The 10,162-nt window shown below is 45.5% G+C and carries 7 protein-coding genes and 1 tRNA gene; 7 read left to right on the plus strand and 1 reads right to left on the minus strand.

What is annotated here, in order from left to right:
* Nucleotides 1-94 precede the first annotated feature (94 nt).
* The 6 genes from LX99_RS22725 (at nucleotide 95) to LX99_RS22750 (ending at nucleotide 8,794) form a co-directional block, all read left to right on the plus strand.
* On the plus strand, nucleotides 95-1,015 hold the full coding sequence (locus LX99_RS22725; protein WP_109609958.1) for a cyanophycinase: 921 nt from the start codon (nucleotides 95-97) through the stop codon (nucleotides 1,013-1,015).
* A 121-nt stretch (nucleotides 1,016-1,136) separates the two neighbouring features.
* Nucleotides 1,137-1,979, plus strand: coding sequence for an isoaspartyl peptidase/L-asparaginase (locus LX99_RS22730; RefSeq protein WP_109609960.1), 843 nt, complete (start codon nucleotides 1,137-1,139; stop codon nucleotides 1,977-1,979).
* A gap of 177 nt (nucleotides 1,980-2,156) precedes the next feature.
* On the plus strand, nucleotides 2,157-2,783 hold the full coding sequence (locus LX99_RS22735) for a tetratricopeptide repeat protein (RefSeq protein ID WP_109609962.1): 627 nt from the start codon (nucleotides 2,157-2,159) through the stop codon (nucleotides 2,781-2,783).
* Nucleotides 2,784-2,968: 185 nt separating this feature from the next.
* Nucleotides 2,969-5,113 carry a carboxy terminal-processing peptidase gene (locus LX99_RS22740; RefSeq protein WP_109609974.1) on the plus strand — a complete coding sequence of 715 codons (2,145 nt, stop codon included), beginning with the start codon at nucleotides 2,969-2,971 and terminating at the stop codon, nucleotides 5,111-5,113.
* A gap of 351 nt (nucleotides 5,114-5,464) precedes the next feature.
* Nucleotides 5,465-6,391 carry a 2-hydroxyacid dehydrogenase gene (locus tag LX99_RS22745; protein ID WP_109609964.1) on the plus strand — a complete coding sequence of 309 codons (927 nt, stop codon included), beginning with the start codon at nucleotides 5,465-5,467 and terminating at the stop codon, nucleotides 6,389-6,391.
* A 123-nt stretch (nucleotides 6,392-6,514) separates the two neighbouring features.
* Nucleotides 6,515-8,794 carry a Tex family protein gene (locus tag LX99_RS22750; protein WP_109609966.1) on the plus strand — a complete coding sequence of 760 codons (2,280 nt, stop codon included), beginning with the start codon at nucleotides 6,515-6,517 and terminating at the stop codon, nucleotides 8,792-8,794.
* A gap of 142 nt (nucleotides 8,795-8,936) precedes the next feature.
* On the opposite strand, the gene LX99_RS22755 is transcribed toward LX99_RS22750, so the two are convergent.
* Nucleotides 8,937-9,413, minus strand: coding sequence for an Lrp/AsnC ligand binding domain-containing protein (locus tag LX99_RS22755; protein ID WP_090532141.1), 477 nt, complete (start codon nucleotides 9,411-9,413; stop codon nucleotides 8,937-8,939).
* A gap of 151 nt (nucleotides 9,414-9,564) precedes the next feature.
* Between LX99_RS22755 and LX99_RS25815 the strand changes: the two genes are divergently transcribed.
* Nucleotides 9,565-9,675: transfer RNA gene (locus LX99_RS25815), tRNA-Asp, on the plus strand.
* Nucleotides 9,676-10,162 lie beyond the last annotated feature (487 nt).

A 10,162-nucleotide genomic window follows, 5' to 3' on the forward strand; every position in this document is an offset into this window, starting at 1 on the left:
TGGCGAAAAGCCATTATTTATTATTAAATCCTGTGTTTGTGCATGTTTTTATCTTAATTTGTATCAGGATGTATTAAGATATTGTAAAAAAATTATGATTGTCCCGAAAGGTAAGCTAATAATTATAGGCGGAGCTGTTGATATGGGGAGTAATGTTACCCTGCAGGAGCATATTTTACAACCTGATTATATCAAATTTTTTGAACAAGGCATTTTACGCCGCATCATCAACGAATCGGCAAAGCAGGAGGGGTCGCAGATTGAGGTGATCACTACGGCATCGCAAATCCCCGAACTGGTTGGTGAAGAATATATCAAGGCATTCGGGCAGTTAAATGTTACCAATGTTAATGTGTTGCACATCCGCAACCGCGAAGACGCGGCAAACAGGGATTATCTTGACCGCATCCGTAAGGCCGATGTGGTGATGTTTAGCGGGGGCGATCAGCTCCGGCTCACAGCCATCTTCGGCGGCACCGAATTTTTACAGATTCTGAAACAGCGCTATCAAAAAGAGAATTTCGTAATAGCCGGTACGTCGGCAGGCGCGGCGGCGGCATCCACCCACATGATTTACCGCGGGCAAAGCAACGCGGCGCTTGTTAAGGGCGAAGTGCAGATCACCGCCGGTTTGGGCTTTATTGATTCGGTTATTGTGGATACCCACTTTGTACAACGCGGCCGCATCGGCAGGCTGATGTATGCCGTGGCTACCAATCCGGGCATCCTGGGCATTGGCCTGGGCGAAGATACCGGCCTGCTTATTACCGAGGGCTACATGATGGAAGCCATTGGCTCGGGTTTAATTATTTTGGTTGATGGCCGTAACATTGTATCCACCAATATTTATGATGTGGAACTGGGTTCGCCGGTATCGATAGAAAATTTGAAGGTGCATGTAATGTCGATATTTGATAAGTACGACCTGGTACAGCACCGTTTAATTATTAAAAAAAGCATGAAGGTTGAAGAAGGTACTTTTATACATGTACCGGGCAGCAACCTGTTACAATAAACCTCTCCCCGGCCCTCTCCAAAGGAGAGGGGGCTTATTTCAAAGTCCCCTGCTTTGGAGAGGATTTAGGTGAGGTCAGCCTGGCCTTATTTATGCGGGTACATCTACTTAAATTATAATTATGAAAATAATTATTCACGGCGGTTTTTTTAGCGAATCGCTTACCAACCAGGAAGTAAAACAGGCCAAACAGGAGGCCCTGAGCGGCATAGTGCAGTTAGGTTACAAGCACCTGCAAACCCATACCGCCTTAGAAACCGTGGTTTACACGGTACGGTTGCTGGAAGATTGCGAACTTTTTAATGCCGGCACAGGCTCGCAAATTCAAAGCGATGGTAAAATACGCCTGAGCGCCGCGCTGATGGATGGTAAAACCCAGCGCTTTTCGGGCGTAATCAATATTGAGGATGTGAAAAACCCCATCTGTGTTGCCGAAAAGCTGCAGCAATATGACGACCGTGTACTGAGCGGCAAAGGCGCCTGCGATTTTGCCATCGAAAACGGGCATGCCTATTATAATCCCGAAACCCCGCAGCGCCGCCGCGAATACGAGCAAAAACTTAGTGACTCGATCAGGCTTGGCACTGTTGGCTGTGTAGCGCTGGATATGCACGGCAACCTGGCCGCGGCAACCAGTACCGGGGGTAAAGGCTTTGAAATGCCTGGTCGCGTGAGTGATTCGGCAACTACAGCAGGTAATTACGCCAATGCCTTTGCAGGGGTTTCGTGTACCGGGGTTGGCGAGGATATTGTAAGCGGATCGGTAGCTGCCAAAATTGTTACCCGCGTTACCGACGGTATGCCACTAATGGCCGCCACCGAAAAAACGCTTGAAGAAATGAAACCTTACGATGGCTTCGCGGGTATTATAGGCATTACTGCCGACGGGCAGATTTACCACTCGGATACGCACCCCTACATGGTTTGGGCCCTGCACGATGGTGAAGTGGAGGTTTTTAACTAAAACCTAAATTTATTTTTTCCGTAGAAAGGTTAACGCAAGGCCTGTAAAATAATTGTAGCATTTAAACGTTTATATTGCTGTTACCTTTTTAGGGTATTGCTTTCTCATTAACAAATAATTACATTTGTTAAGCTGATTAATTTAAAATTACACAGTTAAACCCAGGAAAAAAGCTTGATGAAATATTTCCTACTCATTGTTTTGTGCGCTGTTGGCTTGAACGCATCGGCACAGTGGTACAAATACAACCCTTTTCGTAAGCATACCCGTTATCCGCAGGTTGAAGGTCCGGTTAACCATTCGGTGGCCGCTTTGCCAACTATGGTATTGACCAGGGTAAAAATACCGCTTTCCACCATTGAGCGTACGCCTTATGTAATGGCTATGATCGAGGCATCGGTGATGAAAACAGCGCAGCACAATATGCGTTTTCATGTTTATAACGCCGCCAGCTACAATTTTAGCGACCTGGCCCAGATGTATATGAAGCAAAAACGCCTGGCCGAAGCCAAATGGTTCCTACTGCAAAGCATCACCATATCGCGCCAGCAAAACGATCACAGGCACACCATTGCCAACCTGATGGACCTGGCTGCTGTAAAAGCTGATTATGGTGATTATGAGCAAGCAAAAAAAGATCTGGCCGAAGCCCGCCAACTGGCCGAGAGCAAAGGCCTGAGTTATGATCTTGCCCAGGTTGAAAAGAAAACGCGCTATTTACAGGACACCAAGTTTAAACCGCTGCAGTCGGTAACCCGTTTTCCGGAAACTGCCGAGGCCACAACGCAATCGGGTAACAAATAATTTTTGTAACAAAATCGTAAAATGGTGTTACCTGCATACTATAAGTAAAACATAATCGTAATATTGTCATTAGTTATTAAGAGACAGCGTTTTGACTGTCTCTTTTTTATTTTACATTAGCAAACTAATATTAGGCACAAGTATTGATGTTTTACAACACCCCCCATTTAACCACTGTTAAAGATATGTTTAAGAAGCTGTATTTATTATTGGTGCTTGCCACCGCCCTTGCCTGTAAAGCATCGCCCTCAAAACCGGTTAAAGTAACAGGATCAAATGATCTGCAGCCCGATGAGCAGCAAAGCATTGTATGCAAGCAGGTTGCAGCGCTTATTGCAAATTATAACTATAAAAAAGTTGAACTGAATGATTCGGTTTCGGCTATTATTTATGACCGTTATATCAAATCGCTTGATGAAAACCACAGCTATTTTTTAGCTTCAGACATTAAGGATTTTGAAAAATATAAAACCGTGCTTGATGATGATATTAAGGCAGGCAACCTGGCCGACGCTTTTTACATATTCAATGTTTTTCAGAAAAGATACATTGAGCATGTAAAATATTCGATTGAGCAGATCAATAAAAGTTTCGATTTTAATAAAACCGAGACTTTTGTTTACGACCGCGACAAACTGCCGTGGATAGCTACCCAGGCCGATATGGACGCCATGTGGACCCAGCGCGTTAAGTACGACCTGCTGAACCTGAAGCTGGCTAAAGATGATATGGCCAAAAACAGGGAAACGCTTAAAAAACGTTATGAAAACCTGTTAACCCAAACCAACAAGCTATCTAACCAGGACGTTTTTCAATATTTTATGGATGCCTTTACCGAGGCCATAGACCCGCATACCAATTATTTTAACCCATCAAACGCGGCTAATTTCAACATCGAAATGACCCGTCAGGTAGAAGGGATCGGCGCATCGTTACAGGTGGAGAATGAATATGTAACCATCAAGACCATTGTGCCGGGCGGCCCTGCCGATAAAAGCCACCAGATTAGCGTTGACGACCGTATTGTTGCTGTAGCGCAAGGCAAAACCGGGGAGTTTCAGAACATAGTAGGCTGGCGTGTGGATAACGCTATCGCCATTATCCGCGGTACCAAAGGCACAACCGTGAGGCTGGAAATACTGCCGGCCGGGGCCAACGCATCAAGCAAGCCAAAAGTGGTGGAGATGGTGCGCGAAAAAATCATCCTGAAAGACCAATCGGCCAAGAAAGAGATCCGCACCTATAACAGCAACGGTAAAACGGTTAAAATCGGCGTGATTTCGATCCCCGCGTTTTATATCGATTTTAACGACTATAAAGCAGGTAACCCTAACTATAAAAGTACCACACACGATGTTAAGGCCATACTCGATTCGTTGAAAAAGGAAAACATTGATGGCCTGGTGATCGACCTGCGCGAAAACGGCGGCGGCTCATTAATGGAAGCTATTGAACTTACCGGCCTGTTTATCAAAACCGGTCCGGTGGTACAGGTGCGTGATACCAAAGACCAGGTGGAGGTTGATAAGGATGAAGACCCGGCGGTTACTTATACCGGTCCGATGGCTGTTTTGGTTGACCGTTTCAGCGCTTCCGCGTCTGAAATTTTCTCCGGAGCTATACAGGATTATGGTCGTGGTTTAATTTTAGGTACCCAAACCTATGGTAAAGGTTCGGTACAAAGTCCTATTGATCTGGATAGGGTAATAGGCTCATCGCTTCGCAACAGAATTGCGAGCGTAGTTGGTGGCGCTAAAAAAACAACTTCAACCGGTAGCCAAAGCACTTATGGCCAGTTAAACCTTACTATCGCCAAGTTTTATCGCATCAGCGGTAATTCAACCCAACATAAAGGCGTAACCCCGGATATTTCGTTCCCATCGGTTATTCCGTTGGATAAATATGGTGAAGATACCGAGCCATCGGCTATGCCTTTTGATATCATCGCCAAAACCGACTATACTAAAATCGGCGATTTCAGCACCGTACTGCCGCAGCTTAAAAAACTGCACGATCAGCGTATGGCTACCAGCGACAGCTACAAATATTTACTGGAAGATATAGCCGACTTTAAAAAGCACGATGCCGATGACAGTATCTCGCTGAAAGAATCGGATTTGAAAAAACAGCGTGATGAAGATGAGGAAAAAGCTTTCACACGCAACAACCTGCGCCGTGTGGCCTTAGGTTTGCCCGCCCTTAAAAAAGGCCAGCCTAAACCGAAAAACGAGGACCTGGATTTTGTGAAACGCGAAGCAGGCCAGATCATGACTGATTACATCAGCCTGGATAACAAGCTTACCAGCGTTGGTTCGCAGCCTGCAAACTAAGCAGCCCGATAAATAATTTACAGCCCGGCATTGAGAGATGCCGGGCTTTTTAATTGATACACGAATGCCCTGCATGTTGGCGATGATTTTATCGAATTACACGAATTAAATAATACCGGGATTAAAGCAATCGTGAATTAGAACAATCCTGTTGCTATGTGCAGGTTATTTTATTTAGGCAAATAAATTCGTGTAATTGGATTCAATTCGAATCATTAGTGCAGAAAATAAGTAGTGCAAAAAATTAGGTACGGATGCGATTGGAGGATTTAGTGTCATATTATAAAACCCTCTCAGCTAATACTGTATCAATTTGTAACTTTATCCCCTAATACAAAATTTAATACTGTGTTGAAAAATAATATTCTGATTGTTGATGATGTGCATGCCATATTTATGGAAATGGCCGAAGCCAAAGGTTATACCTGCGATTACCGTCCGCTGATTAAGTTGGAGGAAGTTATGCAGATTATAGGCGATTACGCCGGTTTGGTGATCCGTTCAAAATTCAGGGTTGATAAAACCGTGCTTGATGCTGCTACCGGTTTACAATTTATAGCCCGCGCCGGTGCCGGGATGGATAATATTGATGAAGCTTACGCGCTTGCCAAAGGCATCAACCTCATCAACGCGCCCGAAGGTAACTCGGATGCTGTTGGTGAACATGCCATCGGTATGCTGCTTTCGCTGATGAATAACCTGAACCGTGGCGATGCCGAGATTCGCAACGGAGAATGGAAGCGTGAGGCCAACCGCGGTTACGAACTGAAAGGGAAAACGGTAGGTATCATCGGTTACGGCCATATGGGCAGCAGCTTTGCCCGCAAGCTATCGGGCTTCCAGGTAAATGTTATAGCTTATGATAAATATAAAACCGGCTTCAGCGATGAATATGCCCGCGAAGTAAGCATGGAAGAAATTGTGAAATACAGCGATGTGTTGAGCCTGCACATTCCCCTGACCACCGAAACCAACGGACTGGTGGATGATGAATACCTGTTCCATTTTAAAAAACCGATATTTTTCCTGAATACCTCCCGCGGCAAAACTGCCAAAGTGAGCGCGGTACTGAACGCCATCCGCAACGGGAAAATTTTAGGTGCCGGGTTGGATGTGCTGGAAGTGGAAAAGTTCCCGTCGCTGGCAGAACAAACCTGGTTTGAAGAGCTGAAACAAAGCGGTAAAGTACTGTTAAGCCCCCACGTTGCCGGCTGGACATTTGATTCGTACCGGAAAATCAGCGAGGTAATGGCGGAGAAGTTACCAGTCTTAAATTAGGGGTTCATAGTAAAAAGCTTTGAGCTTTCAGCATTCTGCTTTAAGCTTTTTATCCCCTATTGTTAACAATCTTTTTTTGAATTGTAAGCCTATTGCCCCAACTTCGCAATCCGAATTTTGATTATGAGTATTCATTATAAAATAATAGCCGCGGAGCTTTCTGTGGCCGAGAAGCAGGTAACTGCCACGGTTAAATTGCTTGATGAAGGAGCGACCGTTCCGTTTATTTCCCGCTACCGCAAAGAGGTTACCGGCAGTTTGGATGAGGTACAGGTAACTTCCATCCGCGACAGGGTACAGCAGCTCCGCGAACTGGATAAACGCCGTGAAGCCATCCTGAAATCGCTTACCGATATGGGCAAGTTAACGCCCGAACTGGAACAACAGATCAACGAGGCCGAAACCATGGTAACGCTCGAGGATATTTACCTGCCATACCGCCCTAAACGCAAAACCCGCGCTACCGCGGCCCGCGAAAAAGGCCTGCAGCCTTTGGCCGATATAATCCTCCAGCAGCAAAACACCGATCCTGAACTGATTGCTGCCGAGTACATCAGCGATGAAAAAGGCGTTGCGGGCATTGAGGACGCTTTGGCCGGTGCAAGGGATATCATTGCCGAAACCATTGCCGAGAATGTAGAGGTGCGCACCAAAATCCGCGAGCTTTTTGTAGAGAAGGGCACTTTTGCATCGAGGGTGATAGAAGGCAAGGAAGAAGCAGGCATTAAGTATAAAGATTACTTTGAGTGGAGCGAGCCGGTTAAATCGGCGCCATCGCACCGTGTACTGGCCATGCGCCGAGGCGAAAAGGAAGAAATCCTGTATCTGGACCTGAAACCGGAAGAAGACGATGCGCTTGAAATATTGGAAAGCAGCTTTGTGAAGGCTAATAATGCCGCCGCTGCCCAGGTACGTTTGGCTATAACAGATGGCTACAAACGTTTGCTTAAGCCATCGATGGAAACCGAAGTACGTTTGCTCACTAAAAAGAAAGCAGACGAAGAGGCCATACGCGTGTTTGCCGAAAATGCCCGCCAGCTTTTGTTAGCGGCCCCGCTTGGCCAGAAACGCGTTATGGCGATAGATCCGGGTTTCCGCACCGGCTGTAAAACCGTTTGCCTTGACGAGCAGGGGAAGCTATTGGAAAATACCACCATTTACCCGCATACCGGCGCAGGCCAGGCGCGTGAAGCTGAAAAAACTGTTGAATACCTTTTCAAAAAATATAATATCGAAGCCATCGCCATCGGCAACGGTACGGCCGGCCGCGAAACGGAGGTTTTTGTGCGCAAGCTGGATTTGCCGGGAGCCGTTATTGTAATGGTGAATGAAAGCGGAGCATCAATCTATTCGGCATCTGAGGTGGCGAGGGAAGAATTTCCTGATTATGATGTTACCGTAAGGGGAGCGGTATCAATAGGCCGCCGTTTGATGGACCCGCTTGCCGAACTGGTAAAAATCGATCCAAAATCTATCGGTGTTGGTCAGTACCAGCACGATGTTGACCAGAACAAACTGCAAACATCGTTGGATGATACGGTGATCAGCGCGGTGAATGCTGTGGGGGTAGAGCTGAATACCGCTTCGAAGCAGATTTTGGCCTATGTATCGGGCCTGGGACCTCAACTGGCACAAAATATTGTAGAGTACCGTAACCAGAACGGAGCCTTTAAGCGCCGCGATCAATTGAAGAAAGTGCCGCGCCTGGGCGAAAAGGCTTTTGAGCAGGCTGCAGGTTTCCTCCGTATCCGCGATGCCGAAAACCCGTTAGACAGCAGTGCCGTACACCCGGAACGCTATGGTTTGCTGGAGCAAATGGCAACTGATATGAAATGCACTGTAAAAGATTTAATGAGCAACCCTGCTTTACGCAAAAGTATCCCGCTGCAAAAGTATACATCCGAAACTGTAGGTTTGCCAACCCTGAACGATATCATGGCCGAACTGGCTAAACCGGGCCGCGACCCGCGCGAGCAGTTTGAAGCTTTCAGCTTTACCGATGGTGTAAATGCTATCGGCGATTTAAAAGTTGGAATGAAATTACCGGGTATTGTTACCAATATCACCGCTTTTGGGGCTTTTGTTGATATCGGCGTTCACCAGGACGGCCTTGTGCATTTAAGCCAGATTACCAACCGGTATATCAAAGATCCGAATGAGGTGCTGAAAGTACACCAAAAAGTTGAAGTAACGGTTACGGAGGTGGATGTTAACCGCAAGCGTATTGCCTTATCCATGAAAGAGAATGAAAAAACCGCGCCGGATCAGCAACGCCGTAATGACGATCGCAGGCCACAGGGCGGCGGCAATAAGCCAAACTTTAATACCAAACGCCAGGACCGCGAACCTGAAACCGATATGGCTTTGAAACTGGCCGCATTGAAAGGCAAGTTCAAGTTGTAAGGCCTCACCCAACCCTCTCCGGAGGAGAGGGCTTTTAGACCTTTTAAGTCTCCCCCTCCCGGGGGAGATTTAGAGGGGGTTAAAAATAACGCCCCTATCCCGGTAAACCAGGGTAGGGGCGTTTCAATAAGTTGAGTAAAATTTATTCCAGCGTTATCTGCCTCCTGATGCTTTCTTCGAGCGAGATGAAGGTTTCGGTGCGTTGTATGCCGCGTACACCCTGAATCTGCTCGTTTAAAACCTCGCGCAGGTGGGTGGTATCATGGCATACTATCTTCGCGAAGATGCTCCATTCGCCGGTGGTGTAATGCAGCTCAACAATTTCTTTAATTGTTTTAAGCTGCTTTACGGCTTCGTTATATTGTGATCCTTTTTCAAGGTAAATACCGAGGAATGCGGTGATATCATATCCTAACTTTTGCGGATCAACCTCAAGGCTGGCACCTTTAATTACACCCATCTCCTCTAACTTTTTCATCCGCACGTGTATGGTTCCGCCAGAAACAATCAACTCTTTAGCTATCTCGGTATATGGAGTAGTAGCATTCTTCATTAATATTGATAAAATCTGTATGTCGAGATTATCAATTTCTAAATTTTGAGCTTTTCTGTGGGACATAAATTTGAATATCTATATTGAAATACAAGTTTAATTAAAATTCGATTAAAAATAAAATATTTTTGTTGAAATATTTGCAAGAAATAGATAGTCCTATTAAATTTGTAACAAGCAAAAGGGAAATGCTTACTGTTCTTTAAACGAAAAACAATGTTGGGTGGTGAAATTTTTGGCAGACACACCTCCTTGTCCCGGTGGCGGAGATCATGGAAAACCCGTAAGGGCTAACCACTCTGTGAAGGTTCGAATCCTTCCCCAACAGCAAGTTTAAGTATAAAGCCATAAGTCGGAAGTCGAGAGACTTTAGACTTAAAACTCCGAACTTAATACTTACAACACTGTAGGATGGTGAAATTTTTGGCAGACACACCTCCTTGTCGCGGTGGCGGAGAAATTGGGAAACTTTTAGCAATAAAAATAACCACTCCGTGAAGGTTCGACTCCTTCTCCTACAGCTCTTCTCATAATTTAGGTTTATAATTGGTTAGTAAAGGCCCCTGCCCATCAGGGGCTTTGCTGTTTTAAAGGCTTTTGTAAAATGGTTTTCTTAGTTATTTTGTACTTTTCATTATCCCGAAAGCATGCCTTAATTTCTTTTGGGGGTATAACTTCCCAGTTTTAATAGCGATCCTGAAATAATCTACTTTTTAAGGATAAGATAACGTGAGTTCGGGATAAGAGAAGAAAACAATCGCCGAATAGTTTTTATTTTAACTATCTGAATTTCAATAAGTAAGCATATTTTGTTA

This window comes from Mucilaginibacter oryzae (assembly GCF_003148845.1).
Taxonomy (GTDB): Bacteria; Bacteroidota; Bacteroidia; order Sphingobacteriales; family Sphingobacteriaceae; genus Mucilaginibacter; species Mucilaginibacter oryzae.